A 20,790-nucleotide genomic window follows, 5' to 3' on the forward strand; every position below is an offset into this window, starting at 1 on the left:
GGCCGGACACGCAAACTGGACGCATGGAGAAACGAGGGGACGCACGGCGGAAATGGCCACGGCCGCGGACGCTGGTGCGCGTGGGAGCGATCTCGGCCCTGGCGGTCGCCGTGGTGGCGGCGAGCTCGATCGGCTGGGTGCGGTGGCGCGGGGCCGGGACGGACCACACGGTCGCCTCGGTGCCCGCGGCCGATGTGGCGATCGTGTTCGGGGCACAGATCTACGAGAAGGCGGGCGAGCCGTCGCCGTACCTGGCGGCGCGGCTGGATATCGGGCGCGAGCTGCTGGCGGCGGGCAAGGTGCGGGCACTGCTGGTCACCGGGGACAACGGGACGCCGGAGCACGACGAGCCCACCGTGATGCGCGACTACCTGGTGCGCACCGGAGTGCCGGAGCGCAAGGTCGCGCTGGACTACGCGGGGTTCGACACCTACCAGTCCTGCGTGCGGGCCAGGGAGATCTTCGGGGTCACGAGCGCGATCGTGGTGACCCAGGACTTCAGCATGCCGCGCACCATCGCACTGTGCCGCACGGCGGGGATCGAGACCGACGGCGTTGCCGACAGCGGGCAGCCGCGCAATGGAATCTGGTGGAAGTGCTGGGTGCGTGACCAGTTGGCGGCGGGCAAGGCGGCGATCGCCATGATCACGCGGCCCGCCCCCCGTTTCCTCGGGGACCGGGAGACGAGCGTGCGGGACGCGATGAACGCGCCGTAGCGGGTCGCCGAGCGCGGCCGCTACCCGCCGATGTAGTGCTCGCCGAGCACGGTTTCGGGGCTTATCTCGCCGGTGACCAGGTGCTGCGCGATCTCGGCGAGCCGGGCGCCGCGACGCCTGCCGTAGCGCCGCAGTGCCTGGAATGCCTGGTCCATATCGATGTCACCGGCGTGCACGAGCACGCCCTTCGCCTGCTCGATGGTGCTGCGGTTGGCGAGTGCGGTCTGGAGTTGTTCGGCCAGCATCTCGCCGCGACGGATGGCCCGATCCTGCAGGATTCCGATCGTCGCGGTGTCGGCGAGCGCCTGGACCGCGCGGAGGTCCTGCTCCGGCATGGCGCCCGGCATGCGGCCGAAGAGATTGAGCGCGCCGATGGTCTCGCCGCGCAACCGCATCGGGATCGCGTGCACGGACCCGAACCCCTCGTCGAGGGCGCGGGGAACGAACAGCGGCCAGCGGCCTGCTGCGGCGGTGAGGTCCGGGATCAGGACCGATCCGCCGGTGTGCACACAATCCCAGCACGGCCCCGCACTGGTCTGCAGCTGGTAGAGCTCGAGTACGCGCGTCTGCTCGGTCGACGACGCCAGCACCTGCAGGCTGCCCCGCTGGTCGGACAGGACGATGCCCGCGGTGGCGGCGTCGAAGAAGCGCACGCAGTGGTTGACGAGATCGTGCAGAACGTCGACCACGTCGTAGTCGTCGACCAGGGTGTCCGCCATGTGGACGAAGGCGTCGACGAGCCGCGCTTCGCGCTCGTCCGTCGACAACGGGGTACCGGTCATCTACGGTGACTCCTTCGTTCGTGCCGTGCGCTCGGGTGATCGGGCTCCTGTCGATATCGAGCTCTTGCCGCTCCCCCGGCGATCGTCGGCACCACTCTCGACCCTGTGGACATACCCACGAAACCGGCACCTACGTGCGGAGACGCGCAATTGCCCTGCGCTTCCGACGGCGGCGGCGGCACGCCGGACGCCGGCCCGGCGAGATGTGGTGCGGCAGTGCGAAGGATGTCGAACGGCGGATCGCACCGGAGGCTCTAGACTGGCGGAGTGGGGCTACGCCCCTCGCTCTCCTGTCCCTGACCCCGGCAGTCGAACACCCACCTCGATCTGCAGGAGTACGGATGCGGACACACCGCGATCAGTGGCCGGTTTCCCCCGCTCTGCCCGGCCGCCGCCTCGCGGCCGGCGTCGCGTGGAGCCTGGTCTGCACCTATCTGATCGCGGAGATCGTCACCGCCACCGCGTGGCGGCAGATGCCCTACAGCTTCCGCCACGACACCATCAGCGATCTCGGCGTCACCAGTTGCACGCTACACGCCTGCTCCCCGCTGCATCTGATCATGAACGCGACCTTCGTCGCGCTGGGATTGGTGACCATCGCCGGGGCCATCGGTTTCCGTGACTACATCCCGCACGGCCCGCGGCAATGGTCGATCGTCGGCCTCGCCGTCGTCATCGGCACGAGCACGGCCGCGACCGGCATCTTCCCGTCCAACGACGGCATCGTGGTGCACGCTCTCGCGGTGCTGCCCGCACTGGTCTCCCGGCACATCGTGCTGATCCTGCTCGCGGTCTGGCTCTGGAAGCAGCGCAGGCTCGCCGCGGTGTGGTCGGCCTGCTGTGCCTCCGTCGGGATCGCAGGCACGGTCCTGATGGTCGTCGGGCTCGAGATCGGCGTCACCGAGCGGCTCGTCTTCTATCCCCTGCCGACCTGGATGGCCGTCATCGGGGCCGCCATCGTGATCGCGTCGCTCCGAGACGCGGCGCGGCGGCGCCCGGATCGTGTCCCGATGAATTCGCTCCGGACATTACCGACCTGAAGTTTTATTTGGTTCCGAACTCTGCACGGCGTGATGTCGAATTGATCGGAACGCGACGCTTCGCTACGAGGCCGGTCGCTGTCGGATATCTCTCGGGTGCCATGACCCAGCATCCCTTTTCAGGCCAGTCGATGCGAGTCTCCTTTCGCATATCCAGGCCGATCTGCGTTTTTTCGCACTGAGTCTTTACCTTCGGGTAATTTCACTGTCAAGGGATGTGTTTCCTATGGTCATGCCGAATTATGCTGCTCCACCGCCACGAGCTTCGACGCGCAGGCGAATAGGGCTGCTGCTCACCGGCGGTGCCCTGACCGCGGCGGTCGCCGTTTTCGGCGCGCTTGGCGAAACCCCCATCGCCGGCGCCGCGCAACCGCCGGTCGGGCTGGGCACGGCGACGTCGTTCGCGGTCCTGGCAGGCGCCGCCGTCACCAATACCGGACCGTCGGTGATCTCCGGCGATCTCGGGGTCAGCCCGGGAACGGCGGTCACCGGATTCCCGCCCGGCGAGGTGAACTCCGGCACCATCCACTCCGCCGACGCGGTGGCCCTGCAGGCCCAATCCGATCTCGTCACCGCCTACAACGACGCGGCGGGCCGCACCCCGCCGAATATCGTGACCAGCGATCTCGGTGGACAGACCCTGGTGGCCGGGGTGTACCGGGCCGCGTCGGCGATGTCGCTCACCGGCACCGTCACCCTGGACGCACAGGGCGATCCCAACGCCGTCTTCATCTTCCAGGCCGGATCGACGCTGATCACCGCATCCAACAGCACCGTCGCGCTGATCGGCGGCGCTACCGGGTGCAACGTGTTCTGGCAGGTCGGCAGCTCGGCCACCCTGGGTACCAACACCACCTTCGTCGGTACCGTGATGGCCCTGACCTCGATTTCGGTCCAGACCGGCACCAATGTCAACGGGCGGATGCTGGCCCGCAACGGGCAGGTCAGTCTCGACACCAACCGGATCGTCAGGCCGCTGTGCGACACCCCGACACCGACGACGACAACAACGACCACGACCACGACCACCACGGCGACGACGACGCCCGACGTGCCGACCACCACTGTGGTGCCGACGGTTCCCGGGCTGCCCGGGGTGCCGGTGCCCGTCATCCCCGGTGTGCCGACCATTCCGGGGCTGCCCGGTGTTCCGGCCATCCCCGGACTGCCCGGCGGACCCGGCGGGCCCCCGATTCCCGGTCTCCCGGGGAACCCCGGCGGACCGGGTGGACCCGGCGGACCGGGTGGACCGGGCGGACCCGGCGGACCTGAAGGCCCCGGCGGACCCGAAGCTCCCGGTGGACCCGGCGGACCTGAAAGCCCCGGTGGACCCGGCGGACCCGAAGGACCCGGCGGACCTGAAGGACCGGGCGGACCCGGCGGTGAAGGCGAGCAGGGCGCACCGGGACCGGGAGCCACCCCGAGGGGTGCACCCGACACCGGTGAGGGCGGCACAGCGAACCAGCTGATGGGGCTCGGCCTGCTCGTCGTACCCGGCGTCGGTCTGGCAGCGAGCCGGATCGTCCGCGGGCATCGGACCCCGCCCCCGCAGCACGGCCGGAACCGGCGGTGATCCGATCCGCCTCGCCCGAGCACGCACGCCGCTCGCCGGTGTCCCAGCGACACCGGCGGGCGGCGGTGGGGCTGCTGCTCCTCGCCGCGACCGGTCTGCTCACGGGCCTGCGGCAGGCTCCGCCGCCGACGCTCGAACCCGGCCGGGTCGCACCGGTGTCACTCGCGACAGCGGTGCCGGTGAACCTGGACATCCCGGCTATCGACCTCACCGGGCCGGTGATCGAGATCGGCCTCGATCCCGATGGCACCGTTGAACTTCCACCCGCCAACGAGATCACCGGCTGGTACCGCTACGGCCCCGCGCCCGGCGAGGTCGGCGCCGCGGTGATCCTCGGGCACGTGGACTCCTACACCGGGCCCGCGGTGTTCTTCCGGCTGTCCGCGCTCCGCCCCGGGGACCAGATCCACGTCACCCGGGCGGACGGATCGGTCGCGCACTTCCTGGTGCACAACGTGTCCAGCTATCCGAAGTCGGAGTTCCCCACACGGGAGATCTACGAGTCGAAGGGGTTCAGCGCACTGCACCTGGTGACGTGCGGCGGCGAATTCGACACCGGCGCGCGAAGTTATCTCTCGAACATCGTCGTCTACTCCGCCCTCATCGGGATCACCCCGCCGGTGTGAGCGAGCCGCCGCGCGGCCCCGAGTTCCGGGTCCTGCACGCGGGTGAACCCCGCCTCGATCCAGCTGCCGTGCCGGGGGCTGGACTCCCCGCGGACCGCGCGCTCGACCCGGCGGGCCAGGTCACGGCGGTCGGAGCCGGGCAGTTCGCGCGGTTCGAGCACCACCTCGGCGACCATGCCGCGGGCGCGCAGCACCCGCGCGGCGGAGGTGGTGAAGCCGTCGTCGCCGATGAAGGCGGGGACGGTGCAGGAGTTGCCGTTCCCGTCGCGGTAGGCGAGGCGGACCGGCTGGACCGGGGTGCCCGCGTCGATGGCGGCCTGGAAGAGGGCGGGGCGCAGGGAGCCGTAGGCGCGGCCGCACCAGGTGGTGCCCTCGGGGAACGCGGCTACTCGGTCGCCCGCCTGCAGGCGGTCGCGGAGCCGGGTGACGACGTCGGGGAGTTTGCGGAGGCTCTCGCGTTCGATGGGGATCACGCGCATGCGGACCGCGAGTTTGCCGAGAACGGGCCATTCGAGCATGTCGGCTCGGGCTACGAAGCCGACGGGCTGTACTGCTGCCAGTACCAGTACGTCGGACCAGCTGATGTGGCCTGCGATGATCAGCGCGCCCTGGGCGGGTTCGGCGAATCGCGTCCGCTTCGCGACTCGACTGGATTCGCGGCCCGAGTGGGCGTTCGGGTTCGGCGCGATGCTGCCCGGGTCGACCACGGAAGCCGGCGTGGCCCCGGCCGACTGCGGGTTGTCGCGGTTGTCGATCACCGACAGCCGGATGCCGAGCACGCTCAGCATGGCGCGCGCGTACCCGCGGTGCAGCGGCTCCCGGCGGCCCGCGGGGGTGAGGCCGTTGACGACCGGAAAGCTCAGCAGCAGCCCGGCGACCCCGGCAATCCTGGCCGCCACCCGGACGCGGCCGACTCGATCCCCCTCGTCGATGCAGCCGCTCCCGCACGGGCAGGCGGGCATCCAGGCGTGCACGGGCGCCGCCTTGGGCGCGGCGAAGATCTCGGTCACCATGGCGATCAGCCTCCGAAGCCGGCGGCCGCGTCCTGCAGCCGATTCAGGTAGCGGGTGTTGATGGTCGAGAAGCCGAGCATCACGACGAAGTCGGCGACGGCGAAGTCGGGGTCGTGCGCGGGCTCGCCGCAGACCTCGGCGCCGAGGCGCAGGTAGCCGCTCATCAGCGGCGGCAGCTTCGGGCGGCGCGGGGCGGGCAGTTCGTCCAGCGTCCGCCCGTCGACCACCACCGGGTGGTACGGCCGGACCCGGCGCTCGCTCGCGTGCTTCGCCATGACCTGGTCGCGCACGCCGCGCACGTTCACCCCGGCCGGGTCTTCCGGCCGGTCCCGCATCGGGACCGAGACGCAGCCCATGACCCACTCGTGGCCGGTGAGCTGGATGTAGTGCAGGATGCCCGCCCACATGAGGGTGACGACCGAGCCGTTGCGGTGCGCGGGCAGCACGCAGGCGCGACCCATCTCGACGATCCGGTTGCCGTGCGGGTCGAGCGCGCTCAGGTCGAATTCGGTGGCGGTGTAGTAGCCGCCCGCGGCCGCGGCGCTGTCCGGCGGCAGCATGCGGTAGCAGCCGACGTACTCGCCGGTGGCCTCGTCGCGGACCAGCAGGTGGTCGCAGAATTCGTCGAAGCGGTCGGCGTCGAGGCCGGTGCCGGTGTCGGGGATCGAGAAGCCGGGCTCGTCGGCGAAGACGCGGTAGCGCAGCCGCTGCGCGGCCTCGCGGTGCTCGGCATCGGACGAGACGACCAGGGCGTAGCGGGCTCTTTCCACCCCCGCGTCCGACGGTCGAGCCGGGGCTGTCAGCACGGACGAGATTGTCATGTACCCGATGAACTCACCCGGAAACCGCGCAGCGGCGTCCGCGTGGTGTCAGGAGCGTGCCCGTTCGGTTAACGAGATATTCGTCACTCCAGCTGTTCACCGGCCCGTCGGTGCCGGTTCGCCCGCCCGTGCCGCCGCCGATGCCGGGTGCCCGAAATGCGACGATCGCGCCGTCCGAGCGGGACGGCGCGATCGGTCGCGTCGGTCAGGCGGCCAGGCGTTCCCGCTCCAGCGCGGCGATCTCCTCCGGCTCGACCTCGTCGAAGCCGGGGCGGCCGGTGCCGATGAAGGCGACCAGCCAGGAGACGACCGCGGCGAACCGGTTGCGGAAGCCGACCAGGTACAGCAGGTGCACCGCGAGCCACATGAACCAGGCGATGAAACCGCGGAAGGTGATGCGCTCGTTCAGCTTCACCACGGCGCTGAACCGGCTGATCACCGCCATGCTCCCCTTGTCCCAGTAGTGGAACGCGGTGCCCGGCTGCTTGCGCCTGGCGATGACGTCGGCGACGTGCCTGCCCTCCTGCATGGCGACCGGCGACTGCCCCGGGTAGCCGTTCAGCGAGGTCATGTCGCCGATGGCGTAGATGTCGGCGTAGCCGGCGACGGTCAGGTCCGGGTTCACCAGCAGCCTGCCCGCGCGGTCGGTGGCGACGCCGGTGGCCTCGGCCAGCACCGTCGCCAAGCCGCCCACCTGCACGCCCGCCGACCAGACCACGGTCTCGGCCGGGAGCGGGCGCTCCACCCCCGCCTTGTCCTTGACGGTGACCTCGCCGTACTGGATGTCGGTGACGAAGGTGCCGAGCAGCACCTCGACGCCGCTCCCGGCGAGCGTCTCCTTCGCGTACTCCGAGAGCCCGCCGCCGAAGGGCGGGAGCACGGCGCCGGCGCCCTCGACCAGGGTCACCGAGATCTCCTGGTGGTAGTGCCGCTTCGCGAGCTCCTTCAACTGTCCCGCGACCTCGACGCCGGTCGCGCCCGCGCCGACCACGACGAAGCTGAGCAGCTTGCGCCTGGTCTCGGCGTCGGCGTGCTTCGCCTCCGCGAAGACCCGCTCGATCTGGGCCCGCAGCGCCTTGGCGTCGTCGATGGTCTTGAGCGAGAACGTCTTCTCCGCGAACTCGTCGCGGCCGAAGTAGGACTGGCTGGCGCCGGTGGCCGCGATGAGCGAGCCGTAGCGCAGCCTGCGCTGGATGCCGTTCGGGGTGGCGTAGGTGAGCACCGCGGTGGCCGGGTCGACGGCGACGACCGTGCCCTGCCTGACATCGGCCTCCTCGTGCCTGCGCAGCACCGAGGCGATCGGCGGGGCGATCTCGCCGGACTCGAGCACGCCGGTGGCGACCTGGTAGAGCAGCGGCTGGAAGAGGTGCTCCCTGGTGCTGGAGATCAGCACGAAGTTGATGCCCGCCTTGGCGAGGCGCTTGGCGGCGGCCAGGCCGCCGAAGCCCGAGCCGACGATGACGACGTCGGCGTGTTCGACGTTCTCGGTACCGAGCGGAGTGGTGTCGGCCAACGGCTGTTCCATGATCGGTGTCCCCTCACCAGGTGCGGTGTTTCGTTTCCTTCTCTCATTACTAACCGTCATTCATATCGGAGATATTTCACCCGATGGGGCGCATAATCGGGATGACTCTTATCTGACTCGCTCATGAATAGGGGACTTTGCGTGGAGCTGCGTCAGCTGGCATACTTCGTCGCCGTCTGCGAGGAGCTGAGCTTCAGCCGCGCCGCCGCGCGCTGCTTCATCTCGCAGTCGGCCATCAGCCACCAGATCGCCCGGCTGGAGCGCGACCTCTCGGTCCAGCTCTTCGAGCGCACCACCAGGGCCGTGGTCCCCACCGACGCCACCACCCGGCTGCTGCCGCTGGCCAAGCAGATGCTGAGCCTGGAGTCGGCGATCAGGGCGGCGGTGCGCAGCACCGGAAGCCGAATCCGGCTGGCGGCCAACATGTCGTTCGCCACCCGTTCGCTCTCCGCCATCGCCGGGGCGAGGGAGGCGCATCCGGGGGCGGAGATCGAGTTCGTGATCAAGCCGTTCCGGCAGCGGATCTCGGCGGTCGCGGACGGGGATTGCGATCTGGCGCTCATCCGGGGGTCGGTGGACCAGCCGGGCATCGCGGTGGAGCAGCTGTGGGTCGAGGAGCTGATGCTCGCGGTGGCGCCCGCGCACCCGCTGGCCTGGCGCACCAACGTGACGCTGCGCGAGCTCAGCGACTTCCCGCTGCTGCTGCCGCCGGAGTCGGAGCAGGTGCTGCTGCACACCGTGATCCGCTCGGCCTTCGCCGAGCTGCCGGTCGGGCCGACCTACGGCCCGCCGATCCCCGCGGACCACACCGCCACCATGGAGCTGATCAACCATCCGGACGCGTGGACGGTGCTCTACGCGCACAGCCCCACCGACGGGATCGCCACCGTCGAGCTCGCCGATCACCGGCTGCGGGTGCCGGTGAACGCGGTGATCCGGGCCGAGGCGAGGCAGTCCCCGGTGCTCAAGACCCTGCTCGCGGCGCTGCACAGCGCGTGATCCGCACGGCGGTCCCGTGCCGGGCCGATCCCGCGCTCGACGGGATGCGCCGGACCGCGTCAGCGCAGGGCCGCGGCGATGGCCAGGTTGCGGTCGCGGTCGGCGGGGCGGTCGTCCTCGACGGCCCAGGCGACCTCCTCGACGGCGCGCAGGAAGGCCCAGGAGCGGGCGCGGCGCGCACCGACGCCGAGCGCGTCGGCGGTGCGTGTGGTGACGCGGCGAGCCTGATCGGCGCCGGGAGCGCTCGCCACCTGGATGAGCACGAGGAAGCCCGCGTCGAAGGCGGCTTCGCCGAGGTAGGGCTTGGGGTCGATGAGCAGCAAGGGCTCGCGTTCGGCGGCGACGATATTGCCGAGGTGGTTGTCGCGGTTGACCACGAGGAGCGGGCCGTCCGGCTCGGCCAGCTCCGCGCATCGGTCGCGGGCGCGGGAGCGCAGGGGCGGGTCGAGCACCGCGGCAGCGGGTCCGGTCAGCCAGGCGGACCACTCGGCGACCACGTCGGCCACCGTCGGCAGCGGCGGGTAACCGTCGGGTAGCTCTCCCGGCGCGCGGCGGAGGCGCCGGAGCAGATCGCAGGCGAGCCGGACTCTCCCTGCGTTCTCCGGCAGGCCCTCGAGCGGCGTTTCCGGCTGCGGGAGCAGCGGCGTTCCCGGCCGGGCGTACTCCAGCAGGAGCGCTCCCGACCCGGGATCGAAGTCGTACAACCGGACGGCCCCGTCCCCGCCGTACCAGTGCAGCCCCGCCGCCTCCCCCGCGTTCTCCGGGTCACGGACCGGAATCTTCAGCACAGCGAGCGAACCGTCGGCCCGCCGCACCGGCGCAACCCACGAGTGCGTCCCACCCGTCATCGGCGCCCCCACCTGCACCAACCCCCAGGTCGCGCAGAGCCCCCGAAGCACCGCGGGCAGCTCCCCCAGCCACCGCTCCCCCCGCGCCCCGAAGATCTCCACGATATTGCGCACCACGTCCGGCGGCAGAGCCGAGCTCATCCCCGCACCCTGCACGCCTCGTTCCGCCGCGGGCAACCGAATATCGGCGAGCGTGGGAACCGAGCCAACGGCAAACCGGACCGCCCCGGGCGCCGGGGACGACCCCGAACGGCCGGAAGGCCCGGCTCCACAGCGGAGCCGGGCCTTCCCAGGGCAAACTCAGCCCTTGTGCTTCTTCACCTCGTCGGTGAGCTGCGGCGCGACATTGAACAGGTCGCCGACGATCCCGTAGTCGGCGATCTCGAAGATCGGCGCCTCTTCGTCCTTGTTGACGGCGACGATGGTCTTCGAGGTCTGCATCCCGGCCCGGTGCTGGATCGCGCCGGAGATGCCGAGCGCGACGTACAGCTGCGGGGAGACCGTCTTGCCGGTCTGCCCGACCTGGAACTGGCCCGGGTAGTAGCCGGAGTCGACGGCGGCGCGGGAGGCGCCGACGGCGGCGCCGAGCGAGTCGGCCAGCTCCTCCACCACGGAGAACTTGTCGGCCGAGCCGACACCGCGGCCACCGGAGACGACAATGCTCGCCTCGGTGAGCTCGGGGCGGTCGCCACCCTCGATGGGATCGCGCGAGGTGATCTTGACGACCCCCTCCTCCTGCGCGGGCACCTCGACGGTGACTTTCTCGCCCGCACCGGCCTGCGGAGCCGCCTCGATGGCGCCGGGGCGCACCGAGATCACCGGCACGTCGCCGGTGGCCTTGGCGTCGACGGTGAAGGCGCCACCGAAGATGGAGTGCACCGCGGAGCCGTCGGAATTCACCGCGACCACGTCGGTGAGCAGCCCGGAGCCGATCCGGGCGGCGAGCCGGCCGGACACCTCCTTGCCCTCGGCGCTGGCGGCGGTGATGATCGCGGCGGGCGAGGCCGACTCCGAGAGCGCGGCGAGCACGTCGACCTTGGGGGTGACCAGGTAGCCCTCGGCGTCGTCGGACTCGGCGACGTAGATCTTCTCGGCACCGGCCTGGGTCAGCGCGTCGGCCAGCTTGTCGGCGGTGCCGGGGGCGGCGACCACGACGGCGGCCGGCTCGCCGAGCGAGCGGGCGGCGGTGATGAGTTCGGTGGTGACCTTCTTCGGGGCACCCTCGGCGTGCTCGACCAGCACGAGTACTTCAGCCATGTCTTCTCTCTCCTGAAAAGTCCGTGTGCGGGCGGGTGACCCGGATCAGATGACCTTCTGCCCGACCAGGTACTTGGCGATCTTGGTGCCGCCGTCGCCCTCGTCGGTGACCTTCTCGCCCGCGGTGCGGGGCGGCTTCGGGGTGGCCGCGGTGACCGTGCTGCCCGCGTTCGCCACGCCGACCGTGTCCGCCTCGACGCCAAGGTCGGCGAGGGTGAAGGTCTGCACTTCCTTCTTCTTCGCGGCCATGATGCCCTTGAAGGAGGGGAAGCGCGGCTCGTTGATCTTCTCGTTCACGCTGACGATGGCGGGCAGGTTCGCCTCCAGCTTGAACACGCCCTCGTCGGTCTCCCGCTCGCCGGTGACCTTGTCGCCGTCGACGGTGAGCTTGCGGAGGTGGGTCAGCTGCGGCAGGCCGAGGTACTCGGCGATGATCGCCGGAACCGTGCCCATGCGGCCGTCCGTTGCCTCGTTACCGGAGATGACCAGCTCGACGCCCTCGATCTGGCCGAGCGCCGCGGCCAGCACGTACGAGGTCTGCACCACGTCGGAGCCGTGGATCGCCGGATCGTTGATGTGGATGGCCTTGTCGGCGCCCATGGAGAGCGCCTTGCGGATGGCCTCGGTGGCCCGATCCGGACCGGCGGTCAGCACGGTCACCTCGCCACCCTGCGCCTCCTTGATCAGCAGCGCCTCTTCGACCGCGCGCTCGTTGATCTCGTCGAGGACGGCGTCGGCGGCTTCGCGGTCGAGGGTGTAGTCACCATCGCTGAGCTTGCGCTCGGACCAGGTGTCGGGAACCTGCTTGATGAGTACGACGATGTTCGGCATCGGTCTTCGTCGACCTCCTTCTGGGGCACGGGTCGGCGGTCGCCCGGTCTGGCGGCGCCTTTCTAATGGCTCGATCGAGGAGATTACCCTACGTTAAGTTACTCGTGGGTAACTTACTCCGAGCGTACCGGTGGAATGCCCGACCAGTAACGTCGGAACGATGACCGAGGCTGTGATCCCTGCCGCATCGGACGCCGATGCCCCCCTGCCGCTCACCGGCGAGCGCACGGTGCCCGGAATCGCGGAGGAGAACTACTGGTTCCGCCGACACGAGGTGGTCTACGCGCGCCTGCTCGACCGCTGCGCGGGCCGCGAGGTGCTGGAGGCCGGCTCCGGCGAGGGGTACGGCGCGGACATGATCGCCGGCGTCGCGCGCCGGGTCACCGGCGTCGACTACGACGAGTCGGCGGTGGCGCACGTCCGCGCGCGGTATCCGCGGGTGGAGATGGTGCGGGGGAACCTGGCCGCGCTGCCGCTGCCGGACGCCTCCGTCGATGTGGTGGTGAATTTCCAGGTCATCGAGCACCTCTGGGATCAGGGGCAGTTCCTGCGCGAGTGCCTGCGGGTGCTGCGCCCCGGCGGCGAGCTGCTGATCAGCACGCCGAACCGGATCACCTTCTCGCCGGGCCGGGACACCCCGCTGAACCCGTTCCACACCCGCGAGCTGAACGCGGCCGAGCTGACCGAGCTGCTGGTCGAGGCCGGGTTCACGGTGGCCGAGCTGACCGGCGTGCACCACGGCCCCGCGCTGCGGGCCCTCGACGCCAAGCACGGCGGCTCGTTCATCGACGCGCAGATCGAGCGCGCGCTGGCCGGTGAGCCCTGGCCCGAGACCCTGACCGCCGACGTCGCCGCGGTCGGCATCGACGACTTCGCGCTGCGCGCCGACGACATCGACGCCAGCCTGGACCTGGTCGCCATCGCGGTGAAACCGTGACCGCTTCCGTCCCTGGGCAATTCACGCTGGTGCTGCACTCGCACCTGCCGTGGCTGGCCAACCACGGCCGCTGGCCGGTCGGCGAGGAGTGGCTCTACCAATCCTGGGCCGCCTCCTACATTCCGGTGCTCCGGGTGCTGGAAGAGCTTGCCGCCGATGGCCGTTCGAACCTGCTCAGCCTCGGCGTGACGCCGGTGCTCGCGGCCCAGCTCGACGACCCGCACTGCCTCGCTGGCATGCACCACTGGCTCGGCAACTGGCAGCTCCGAGCCGACGAGGCGGCGCTCGCGGGCAAGCCGGCGCTCGGCCGGTACGAGCACCGGCTGGCCACCGCCGCGCTCGCCGATTTCGAGACCCGCTGGCGGCACGGCGCCGCGCCGGTGTGGCGCGCGCTGGCCGAGGCCGGCACGGTGGAACTGCTCGGCGGCCCGCTGGCGCACCCCTTCCAGCCGCTGCTCGAGCCCCGGCTGCGCGCCTTCCAGCTGGACGAGGGGCTGGCCGACGCCCGGCTGCGCTGGGGACACCGCCCCGCGGGCATCTGGGCGCCGGAGTGCGGCTTCACCCCGGGCATGGAGCACGGGTACGCCGCCGCCGGTGTGACGCATTTCATGGTCGACGGCCCCGCCCTGCGCGGCGACAGCAGCCTGGGCAGGCCGGTGCTCGACTCCGACGTGGTCGCGTTCGGGCGCGACCTGCCGGTCAGCTACCGGGTCTGGTCGCCCAAGTCCGGCTACCCCGGGCAGGCCGCCTACCGGGACTTCCACCACTACGACCACGGCACCGGGCTGAAGCCGGCCAGGGTCACCGGCAAATCCGTGGCCGGGCCGGACAAGGCGCCCTACGACCCCGCGCTCGCGGCGGCCGCGATCGAGCGCGACGTGGCCGACTTCGTCGGCACCGTGCGCGAGCGGCTGATCGCGGAATCCGACCGGATCGGGCGCCCCGCGCTGGTGGTCGCCGCCTTCGACACCGAGCTTTTCGGACACTGGTGGCACGAGGGGCCGCAGTGGCTGGCCGGCGTGCTGCGCGCGCTGCCGGAGGCAGGCGTGACCGTCGGGACGCTGGCCGACGCGCGCGCGAACGGCTACGTCGGGGCGCCGGTCGAACTCGCGGATTCCTCCTGGGGATCGGGCAAGGACTGGCGGGTCTGGGCCGGTGAGCAGGTGCAGGACCTGGTCGAGCTGAATGCCGACGTGGTCCGGCTCACGCTCGACACGCTGGACAAACTGCATGCCGGGCGCGGCGAGCACGGGCTGCGCGACCGGGTCGCCGACCAGCTGGTGCGCGAGGCGATCCTCACCGTCTCCAGCGACTGGGCCTTCATGGTCAGCAAGGACTCCGCGGCGGGGTACGCGCGGGAGCGGGCGCACCGGCACGCGCACGCCGTCCGGGAGATCGCGGGGGCAGCCACCGCGGGACAGCTCGCCAAAGCCGACCGGTTGGCGGCAGGATGGAACGTGGCCGACGGGCTCTTCCCCGCTCTCGACGCGCGACGCCTGGCCGGCCGGGCCTAGAAGGACGCATATGAAGATCTTGATGGTGTCGTGGGAGTACCCGCCGGTGGTCGTCGGCGGGCTCGGCAGGCACGTGCACCACCTGGCGGTCGAGCTGGCCGCCGCGGGCCACGAGGTGGTCGTGCTCTCCCGTCGGCCCACCGGCACCGACGCCACCAGCCACCCCACGCACTCGTTCGTCGCGGAGGGCGTCCTCGTGGTCGCGGTCGCGGAGGACCCGCCGAGCTTCGACTTCGGCACCGACATGCTGGCCTGGACGCTGGCCATGGGGCACGCCATGGTGCGCGCCGGGATCGCGCTGCACAAGCCCGGCATCGGCGAGGGCTGGGTGCCGGACGTGGTGCACGCGCACGACTGGCTGGTCGCGCACCCGGCCGTCGCGCTGGCCGAGTTCTACGACGTCCCGCTGGTGAGCACGCTGCACGCCACCGAGGCGGGCAGGCACAGCGGCTGGGTCGCGGGCCGGGTGAACAAGCAGGTGCACTCGGTGGAGTGGTGGCTGGCGAACGAGTCGGACGCGCTCATCACCTGCTCGGGCTCGATGCAGGACGAGGTGGAGCGGCTGTACGGGCCGGAGCTGCCGCCGGTCACGGTCATCCGCAACGGCATCGACGTGGCGGCCTGGCAGTTCCGCGCCCGCGCCCCGCGCACCGGCCCGCCCCGGCTGCTCTACGTCGGGCGGCTGGAGTACGAGAAGGGCGTGCAGGACGCCATCGCGGCGCTGCCCCGGATCCGCCGCGCGCACCCAGGAACCACGCTCACCGTGGCAGGCATCGGCACCCAGTTCGAGTGGCTGCGCGAGCGGGCCCGGGTGCACCGGGTGGCGCGCGCGGTGACCTTCACCGGGCAGCTCGGCCACCAGGAGCTGCTCGGCTGGCTGCACGGCGCGGACGCCATCGTGCTGCCGAGCCGCTACGAGCCGTTCGGCATCGTGGCGCTGGAGGCCGCCGCGGCGGGTATTCCGCTGATCGCCTCCAGCGCGGGCGGGCTCGGCGAGGCGGTGCTGGACGGCGTCACCGGCGCCTCCTTCGAACCCGCCGACGTGGACGGCCTGGTCGACGCGGTGCGCGCGGTGCTGGACGATCCGGCCGCCGCGCAGAGCCGCGCCGTCGCGGCCAGGGAGCGGCTCACCGCCGACTTCGCCTGGGACATGGTGGCGGCCGAGACCGCGCAGGTCTACGCCGCGGCCAAGCGCCGGGTGCGGATTCCGCTCGGCCGCCCATCGATCGTGGAGCGGCCGCTGCCGGAGCGCGACCCGGAGTAGCGGCTAGGACTCCATCTTCTTCACGATGCGCTGCACCGTGAGCCAGGTGCGGGTGGTGATGTCCTTGCCGTACGCCTTCTCCAGCCAGACCATGAAGTCCGGGGTCTTGCCCGGCTCGCTGTTGTCGATCACGGCGAGGAAGGCGCGGGCGTCCGCGTCGTACCCGATCACCTCGGTGCGCGGGTCGTCCAGCTCGGGGAGCTCGGTGGTCGCGCCGTGCTTGAAGAAGGTGGCGATGAGGTAGCTGCCGCGGCCGTGCTCGCGGCCCTCGAAGGGGTCGCGGTCGAGCAGCGTGCGGAGCTCGGCGTGGCTGCGCACGATGGTGCCGCCGCCGATGCCGAGCTCGGCGCGCAGCGCCTCCTGGATCCGGTCCTCCAGCGCGGGCACGTCGTCGTCCGCGGCGTCGAAGACGATATTGCCGCTGGCCAGCACCGAGCCGACCTTCGTGTGGCCGAGACCGGCGAACACGCCGCGGAGCTTGTCGTTGGCCATGTTCTTGTTGCTCGGCATGATGCCGCGGAGCAGGGCGGCGTAGGTGGTCATGCGGCGCCGCCGCCGACCCCGCTCTTCTTGCGCTCGATATCGGCCAGCGCGGCCAGGTACTTCTCCCGCTCGGCGGCGCCCGCCTCCCAGGTGACCTTGCGGTTCTTCACCACCCGGGCCGGGGCGCCGACGGCGATGCTGTAATCCGGGATGTCGCCCCTGACCACCGCGTGCGCGCCGAGCACGCAGCCGCGGCCGACCCTGGTCTCGCGCAGCACGGTGACCTTGGCCGCGATCCAGGTGTCCGGGCCGATCCGCACCGGGCTCTTGACGATGCCCTGGTCCTTGATCGGCAGCGTGATGTCGTCCATCCGGTGGTCGAAATCGGTGATGTAGCACCAGTCGGCGACCAGGGTGGACTCGCCGATCTCGATGTCGAGATAGGTGTTGACCACGTTGTCCTTGCCGAACACCACCTTGTCGCCGATGCGCAGCGAACCCTCGTGGCAGCGGATGGCGTTGCCGTCGCCGATGTGCACCCAGCGGCCGATCTCCAGCCGGCCCAGCTCGGGGGTCGCGTGGATCTCCACCCCCTTGCCGAGGAACACCATGCCGCGCAGCACGACGTGCGGATTGGCCGCCTTGAACTTGAACAGCCGGTAGTAGCGCACCAGGTACCAGGGCGTGTACGCCCGGTTGGCGAGCACCCAGCGCAGCGAGGCCAGGGTCAGGAACCTGGCCTGTTTCGGATCGCGGCGCCGCGATCCCCGCCAGCGCGAGTGCAGCGGCGCACCCCACATGCTCGTCACGAAGTCTCCTCCGTCGATCGGTCTTCGGATACCACAGACTAGTCTTGCCCTCGGCCGGTCTCGGCGCCGGCAACGACCACGAGGGGAGAGCAGCAGGTGCGAAGCGGCGGTGCACGTTCGGCGTCCCGGTGGGCGGCTCCCGCTCCGCGCCCGCGTTCGGGCGCACGCGCGCTACCCGCGGCTCCCGGCGCGCGCCGTGCGGCGGCGCTCGCCGCCGCGGCGCTGGCCTGCCTCGCGCTCACCGCCTGCGGCACCGACGTCGACGACATCACGCAGGGCCCCGGCTTCGGCTGGACCGCCGCGCACAACGACGGCCGCAACAGCGGCACCACCGCGGTCGAGGGCTCGCGCCAGCTCGGCCCGGCCTGGCAGCGCCCGCTCGGCGGGCCGGTGGCCGCGCCGGTGACGGTGGGCTCGCAGGGGCAGATGTTCGTCACCACCCGGACGGCCAACTGCGCGATCTACTCGTTCCAGATGAGTGGCCGCAAGCGCTTCTGCAATCAGCTCGGCCCGAACGCGATCGCCGCGCCGACACTGCTCGATTCGGCCAACAATGTCTACGTCGGCGACGACAGCGGCGTGAACTCGGACAATTTCCTCGGCCAGCCGCGCTGGCGCACCCCGGTCGCCGGGGTGCCGGTGACCATGCAGTTCACCGGCGACGGCCATGTCCTCTCGATCACCCAGACCGGCCAGGTGGACGTGCTGGAGCGGCAGACCGGCAAGCGCATGGTGCCCACCGCGCAGCTGCTCGGCGAACCGGACTTCCTGCGCGCCCCCGACCTCACCTGGCCCGCCGCCGGGCAGGGGCTGGACGACTGCGCCACCGGCGGCCCGCGCTGCGCCGTCTCCACCCAGGCGGCGGTCGACGGCGCGAGCGGGCGGATCTACGCGACGGTGTGGGAGCCGGGCCGCCCGGCCGCGGCGCTGGTGGCGCTGCGCTACACCGGCGATCGGATCGAGCGGCTGTGGAGCGCCGAGCTGCTCACCGGCGGCGCGGCCGCCGGGCCGACCGTCTCCGCCGACGGCAGCACCGTCTACGTGGGCGACAACAGCGGCAGGCTGCTCGCCATCGATACCGCCGACGGCCGTACCCGCTGGGCGCACGAACTGGGCTGGGCCCCGCGCGGCGGGCTCTCGGTCGATGCCGACGGGCTGCTCGTCCCTGCGGGCGACGACGGCTACCTGCTCGCCCTGCGGGACACCGGCGACGCCGTGGAAACCGCCTGGGAGCGCAAGGATCTGGCGCTGCGCGGCACCCCGGTGCAGACGGCGGGCGGCACCGGCTACACGGTGGCCGCGATCGGCGACGGGCTCACCCTCATCACCTTCGACACCGAGACCGGCGCGACCGTCGACTCCGACGTGCTGACCGACGCGCAGGGCACGACCACCGGCACCGCGGTCGGGCCGAAGGGCGAGGTGGTGACGGCGACCAGGATCGGCGAGCTGTTCGTCTTCACGCCGGTGTCGCAGGGGTAGCGGTGCACAGGAAGACCGCGGCGGCGCGGCCGATCCTGGTGACCACCAGGGTGTAGGGAGTGCGGCCGCTCGGGGCCAGGGTGCGGCGCAGGCGGTCCGGGTCGAGGTCGACGCCGCGGACCAGGATCTCCAGCGGGCCGCAGTCGCGGCGGCGCAGTTCGGCGCGGAGGGGTTTCTCGCGCAGTTCGAAGCGGTCGAGGACGCGGAAGCCGCGGGTGCCCGGTGGGACGGTGTCGCCGGTCAGGTAGGCGATGCGGGGGTCGAGCTGCCAGAGGTCGTTGGCGGCGGCGTACTGCCGGACCAGCCCGGCCCTGACGATGGCGCCGTCCGGGTCGACGATCCAGGCGCCGGGGTCGCGCTCGGGGATGTCGTCCGGGTCGGCGTCGGTCAGGGTGGTCGATCGCTGCCCGGTCCGGAGCACCGTGGCGCGGCGTTTCGTGCCCGGCTCCGCGAGCCCGGGTGACCAGAGGCAGGCTTCGCGGACGCCACCGTCCAGCGAGACCAGCTCGATCTCGCCCGGCCAGTCCAGGCGGGAGAAGTCGAGGCCGGGCGCGCACTTCACCACCAGGTCGCGGCCCGCGTAGGCGGCGAGCAGCTCCGGCAGCGGAGGCTGTAGTGCCGCCGGGTCGTGCGTGCGCTTCCCGCCCGCGCGGCGGCCTGGGTCGGCCACGACGACGGTGTCCCGGCTGCACGGCGTCAGCGCGTCCGCGCGGAGCAGTACCACCGGTGCGCTGCCCGCGGGGTATGGCGCCGCGGGCGCCGGATCGGTGCCGTCGCCCGCCGCCCGGGTCTGCCCGCGGCTGGGCCTCGGCTCCGGCTCCGCGGTGCCGTTTCGGCCCCGGCGGCACACGCCGTCGCCCGCGACCGCGAGGTTGTACGCGGCCATGTCGAGCCGAACCGGGTCGAGATCACTGCCGATGACAGCGGTACACGTCGCGGCGAGGGCGGCGAGTTCGCCGCCGATCGAGCAGGTGACGTCGTGCACCGCGCGCCCGGCGAGCCGGGCCGCCCGATGCCTGGCGACGGCGCTCGGCGTCGCCTGCTGCAGCGCGTCGTCGGTGAACAGCCACTCCCCCGCGCCGTCCAGCTTGACGGCGGCGCGCCGGCGCAGCCGCACCGTCTCCACCAGCGCCGCGGCCGCCGCACCGTGCGCCCGCCTGACCCGGCCGAGATCGGCGAGCAGCGACCCGTCGGTGAGCGGCAACCCGTCCGTCTCGGCCAGCGCCGCGCGCCCGGCCGCGCTCGCCAGGAACGCGATATCCGAGCGCGCGAAGGAGTATCCCAACTACTGGGCCGGCGCGCCCGGCTTCACGCCGGTGATCATGGCGTTGTAGAAGAAACGCCGCGGCACGATCCGGTGCAGCACCTTCTCGTCCAGCGCGCTCAGCTTGAGCCACGCCTTGTACTGGAACAACCGGTACCGCATGGTGAGCTTCTCGTCCGGAACGGCCGCCTCGAAGGTGCGCACCGGCCAGCCCCAGAGCGCCGCCGCGAACTCCTCGGTGTGCGCGAGCGCGTCGACCGCACCCGCCCGGCGGGCAATGGCCTCCAGCTCACTCGGCTCGAAGGTGTGCAGGTCGACCACGGCCTCCAGGGCCGCGGCCCGGGACGACTCGTCCAGTTCGGACTGCGGGCGCCGCCAGCCCGCGAGCGCGGGCAGCTTGGTGATCGTTGTCGTGATCTTCCAGGTGATCCGGCCGAGCCAGCGAGCGTAGAAGTTGCCCGCGGTGGTCGGCTCGCCGGCGAAGACGAAGCGGCCGCCCGGCTTGAGCACCCGCAGGCACTCCTTCAGCGCCAGCTCCACGTCGGGGATGTGGTGCAGCACGGCGTGCCCGACCACCAGGTCGAAGGTGTCGTCCTCGTACGGGATGGTCTCGGCGTCGGCCACCCGGCCGTCCACGTCGAGCCCGAGGTGCTCCGCGTTGCGCAGCGCGACCTTCACCATGCCCGGCGAGAGGTCGGTGACCGAGCCGCTCTTGGCGATCCCGCCCTGCATCAGGTTCAGCAGGAAGAAGCCGGTGCCGCAGCCGAGCTCGAGGGCACGGCCGTAGGGCAGCTCGACCTGGCCGGCCGCGAGGTCGAAGCGGCCGCGCGCGTAGTCGATACACCGCTCGTCGTAGGAGATCGACCACTTGTCGTCGTAGGTCTCCGCTTCCCAGTCGTGGTAGAGGACCTGGGCGAGCTTGTTGTTCTCCCGCGCGGCTTCCACTTCGGCCTCGGTGGCGTGTGGGTTCGGCGCAGGGTCGTCGGGGCGTACCGTCATGGGTTCA

Annotated in this window: 20 protein-coding genes; 9 read left to right on the forward strand and 11 right to left on the reverse strand. The window is 71.6% G+C overall.

Annotation, left to right across the window (positions count from 1 at the left end; genetic code table 11):
* Positions 1-80 precede the first annotated feature (80 nt).
* The gene (locus ACFUJ1_RS07275; RefSeq protein WP_378643569.1) at positions 81-716 is read left to right on the forward strand and encodes a vancomycin high temperature exclusion protein; all 636 of its coding nucleotides are present in this window, start codon (positions 81-83) and stop codon (positions 714-716) included.
* A 20-nt stretch (positions 717-736) separates the two neighbouring features.
* On the opposite strand, the gene ACFUJ1_RS07280 is transcribed toward ACFUJ1_RS07275, so the two are convergent.
* Entirely contained in the window at positions 737-1,498 is a 762-nt protein-coding gene (locus ACFUJ1_RS07280; RefSeq protein ID WP_378643570.1) for a GAF and ANTAR domain-containing protein, read from the reverse strand.
* Between the two features lie 341 nt (positions 1,499-1,839).
* On the opposite strand from ACFUJ1_RS07280, the gene ACFUJ1_RS07285 reads away from it, so the two are divergent.
* The 3 genes from ACFUJ1_RS07285 to ACFUJ1_RS07295 all read left to right on the forward strand — a co-directional run bounded on the left by ACFUJ1_RS07285 (position 1,840) and on the right by ACFUJ1_RS07295 (position 4,737).
* Entirely contained in the window at positions 1,840-2,538 is a 699-nt protein-coding gene (locus tag ACFUJ1_RS07285) for a DUF998 domain-containing protein (RefSeq protein WP_378643573.1), read from the forward strand.
* 226 nt (positions 2,539-2,764) lie between these two features.
* Positions 2,765-4,111, forward strand: coding sequence for an ice-binding family protein (locus tag ACFUJ1_RS07290; protein ID WP_378643779.1), 1,347 nt, complete (start codon positions 2,765-2,767; stop codon positions 4,109-4,111).
* A gap of 38 nt (positions 4,112-4,149) precedes the next feature.
* On the forward strand, positions 4,150-4,737 hold the full coding sequence (locus ACFUJ1_RS07295; protein ID WP_378643575.1) for a class F sortase: 588 nt from the start codon (positions 4,150-4,152) through the stop codon (positions 4,735-4,737).
* Here the strand turns inward: ACFUJ1_RS07295 and ACFUJ1_RS07300 are convergent.
* The 3 genes from ACFUJ1_RS07300 to ACFUJ1_RS07310 all read right to left on the reverse strand — a co-directional run bounded on the left by ACFUJ1_RS07300 (position 4,701) and on the right by ACFUJ1_RS07310 (position 8,096).
* The gene (locus ACFUJ1_RS07300) at positions 4,701-5,750 is read right to left on the reverse strand and encodes a lysophospholipid acyltransferase family protein (RefSeq protein ID WP_378643577.1); all 1,050 of its coding nucleotides are present in this window, start codon (positions 5,748-5,750) and stop codon (positions 4,701-4,703) included. The two genes, ACFUJ1_RS07295 and ACFUJ1_RS07300, sit on opposite strands and share 37 nt — an antisense overlap.
* A 5-nt stretch (positions 5,751-5,755) precedes the next feature.
* The gene (locus ACFUJ1_RS07305) at positions 5,756-6,571 is read right to left on the reverse strand and encodes a GNAT family N-acetyltransferase (RefSeq protein ID WP_378643578.1); all 816 of its coding nucleotides are present in this window, start codon (positions 6,569-6,571) and stop codon (positions 5,756-5,758) included.
* 205 nt (positions 6,572-6,776) lie between these two features.
* A complete protein-coding gene (locus tag ACFUJ1_RS07310; protein WP_378643581.1) occupies positions 6,777-8,096 on the reverse strand; it encodes an NAD(P)/FAD-dependent oxidoreductase in 1,320 nt (439 codons plus the stop codon).
* 141 nt (positions 8,097-8,237) lie between these two features.
* Here ACFUJ1_RS07310 and ACFUJ1_RS07315 point away from each other — a divergent pair, with 141 nt between their 5' ends.
* A complete protein-coding gene (locus ACFUJ1_RS07315) occupies positions 8,238-9,095 on the forward strand; it encodes a LysR family transcriptional regulator (protein ID WP_233019880.1) in 858 nt (285 codons plus the stop codon).
* 59 nt (positions 9,096-9,154) lie between these two features.
* Here the strand turns inward: ACFUJ1_RS07315 and ACFUJ1_RS07320 are convergent, their stop codons facing one another.
* From ACFUJ1_RS07320 to ACFUJ1_RS07330, 3 genes are all read right to left on the reverse strand, one after another.
* Positions 9,155-10,084, reverse strand: coding sequence for an aminoglycoside phosphotransferase family protein (locus tag ACFUJ1_RS07320; RefSeq protein ID WP_378643584.1), 930 nt, complete (start codon positions 10,082-10,084; stop codon positions 9,155-9,157).
* Positions 10,085-10,243: 159 nt separating this feature from the next.
* On the reverse strand, positions 10,244-11,200 hold the full coding sequence (locus ACFUJ1_RS07325; RefSeq protein WP_378643587.1) for an electron transfer flavoprotein subunit alpha/FixB family protein: 957 nt from the start codon (positions 11,198-11,200) through the stop codon (positions 10,244-10,246).
* Positions 11,201-11,245: 45 nt separating this feature from the next.
* Positions 11,246-12,031 (reverse strand): electron transfer flavoprotein subunit beta/FixA family protein, encoded by a 786-nt coding sequence (locus tag ACFUJ1_RS07330; protein WP_233019882.1) that lies wholly within the window; start codon positions 12,029-12,031, stop codon positions 11,246-11,248.
* Between the two features lie 160 nt (positions 12,032-12,191).
* Between ACFUJ1_RS07330 and ACFUJ1_RS07335 the strand changes: the two genes are divergently transcribed.
* From ACFUJ1_RS07335 to ACFUJ1_RS07345, 3 genes are read left to right on the forward strand one after another with little or no spacing between them, the layout of a single operon-like run.
* Positions 12,192-12,968, forward strand: coding sequence for a class I SAM-dependent methyltransferase (locus tag ACFUJ1_RS07335; RefSeq protein WP_378643588.1), 777 nt, complete (start codon positions 12,192-12,194; stop codon positions 12,966-12,968).
* Complete coding sequence (locus ACFUJ1_RS07340) at positions 12,965-14,482, forward strand: 1,4-alpha-glucan branching protein domain-containing protein (protein WP_378643591.1); 1,518 nt, start codon at positions 12,965-12,967, stop codon at positions 14,480-14,482. Before ACFUJ1_RS07335 ends, ACFUJ1_RS07340 begins: the two co-directional genes overlap by 4 nt.
* 10 nt (positions 14,483-14,492) lie before the next feature.
* Positions 14,493-15,746: a glycosyltransferase family 4 protein gene (locus tag ACFUJ1_RS07345; protein WP_378643593.1), complete on the forward strand. Its 1,254-nt coding sequence runs from the start codon at positions 14,493-14,495 to the stop codon at positions 15,744-15,746.
* A 3-nt stretch (positions 15,747-15,749) separates the two neighbouring features.
* Here the strand turns inward: ACFUJ1_RS07345 and ACFUJ1_RS07350 are convergent, their stop codons facing one another.
* The gene (locus ACFUJ1_RS07350; RefSeq protein WP_378643595.1) at positions 15,750-16,289 is read right to left on the reverse strand and encodes a DUF1697 domain-containing protein; all 540 of its coding nucleotides are present in this window, start codon (positions 16,287-16,289) and stop codon (positions 15,750-15,752) included.
* Positions 16,286-17,038: an acyltransferase gene (locus ACFUJ1_RS07355; RefSeq protein WP_233019887.1), complete on the reverse strand. Its 753-nt coding sequence runs from the start codon at positions 17,036-17,038 to the stop codon at positions 16,286-16,288. Before ACFUJ1_RS07355 ends, ACFUJ1_RS07350 begins: the two co-directional genes overlap by 4 nt.
* A gap of 96 nt (positions 17,039-17,134) precedes the next feature.
* Here ACFUJ1_RS07355 and ACFUJ1_RS07360 point away from each other — a divergent pair, with 96 nt between their 5' ends.
* Positions 17,135-18,520 carry a PQQ-binding-like beta-propeller repeat protein gene (locus ACFUJ1_RS07360; RefSeq protein WP_378643597.1) on the forward strand — a complete coding sequence of 462 codons (1,386 nt, stop codon included), beginning with the start codon at positions 17,135-17,137 and terminating at the stop codon, positions 18,518-18,520.
* Here ACFUJ1_RS07360 and ACFUJ1_RS07365 read toward each other — a convergent pair.
* A complete protein-coding gene (locus ACFUJ1_RS07365) occupies positions 18,498-19,778 on the reverse strand; it encodes a class I SAM-dependent methyltransferase (protein ID WP_378643780.1) in 1,281 nt (426 codons plus the stop codon). The two genes, ACFUJ1_RS07360 and ACFUJ1_RS07365, sit on opposite strands and share 23 nt — an antisense overlap.
* A 27-nt stretch (positions 19,779-19,805) precedes the next feature.
* Positions 19,806-20,783, reverse strand: coding sequence for a class I SAM-dependent methyltransferase (locus tag ACFUJ1_RS07370; protein ID WP_378643599.1), 978 nt, complete (start codon positions 20,781-20,783; stop codon positions 19,806-19,808).
* Positions 20,784-20,790 lie beyond the last annotated feature (7 nt).

Source organism: Nocardia sp. NPDC057227 (assembly GCF_042669725.1).
Taxonomy (GTDB): domain Bacteria; phylum Actinomycetota; class Actinomycetes; order Mycobacteriales; family Mycobacteriaceae; genus Nocardia; species Nocardia asteroides_A.

Bases quoted from the DNA above. Each gene is read 5' to 3' on its own strand.
- ACFUJ1_RS07325 (WP_378643587.1), bottom strand. From the start codon at position 11,200: ATGGCTGAAGTACTCGTGCTGGTCGAGCACGCCGAGGGTGCCCCGAAG.
- ACFUJ1_RS07320 (WP_378643584.1), bottom strand. From the start codon at position 10,084: ATGAGCTCGGCTCTGCCGCCGGACGTGGTGCGCAATATCGTGGAGATC.
- ACFUJ1_RS07345 (WP_378643593.1), top strand. From the start codon at position 14,493: ATGAAGATCTTGATGGTGTCGTGGGAGTACCCGCCGGTGGTCGTCGGC.
- ACFUJ1_RS07330 (WP_233019882.1), bottom strand. From the start codon at position 12,031: ATGCCGAACATCGTCGTACTCATCAAGCAGGTTCCCGACACCTGGTCC.
- ACFUJ1_RS07280 (WP_378643570.1), bottom strand. From the start codon at position 1,498: ATGACCGGTACCCCGTTGTCGACGGACGAGCGCGAAGCGCGGCTCGTC.
- ACFUJ1_RS07300 (WP_378643577.1), bottom strand. From the start codon at position 5,750: ATGGTGACCGAGATCTTCGCCGCGCCCAAGGCGGCGCCCGTGCACGCC.
- ACFUJ1_RS07350 (WP_378643595.1), bottom strand. From the start codon at position 16,289: ATGACCACCTACGCCGCCCTGCTCCGCGGCATCATGCCGAGCAACAAG.
- ACFUJ1_RS07290 (WP_378643779.1), top strand. From the start codon at position 2,765: ATGGTCATGCCGAATTATGCTGCTCCACCGCCACGAGCTTCGACGCGC.
- ACFUJ1_RS07285 (WP_378643573.1), top strand. From the start codon at position 1,840: ATGCGGACACACCGCGATCAGTGGCCGGTTTCCCCCGCTCTGCCCGGC.
- ACFUJ1_RS07370 (WP_378643599.1), bottom strand. From the start codon at position 20,783: ATGACGGTACGCCCCGACGACCCTGCGCCGAACCCACACGCCACCGAG.
- ACFUJ1_RS07310 (WP_378643581.1), bottom strand. From the start codon at position 8,096: ATGGAACAGCCGTTGGCCGACACCACTCCGCTCGGTACCGAGAACGTC.
- ACFUJ1_RS07305 (WP_378643578.1), bottom strand. From the start codon at position 6,571: ATGACAATCTCGTCCGTGCTGACAGCCCCGGCTCGACCGTCGGACGCG.
- ACFUJ1_RS07335 (WP_378643588.1), top strand. From the start codon at position 12,192: ATGACCGAGGCTGTGATCCCTGCCGCATCGGACGCCGATGCCCCCCTG.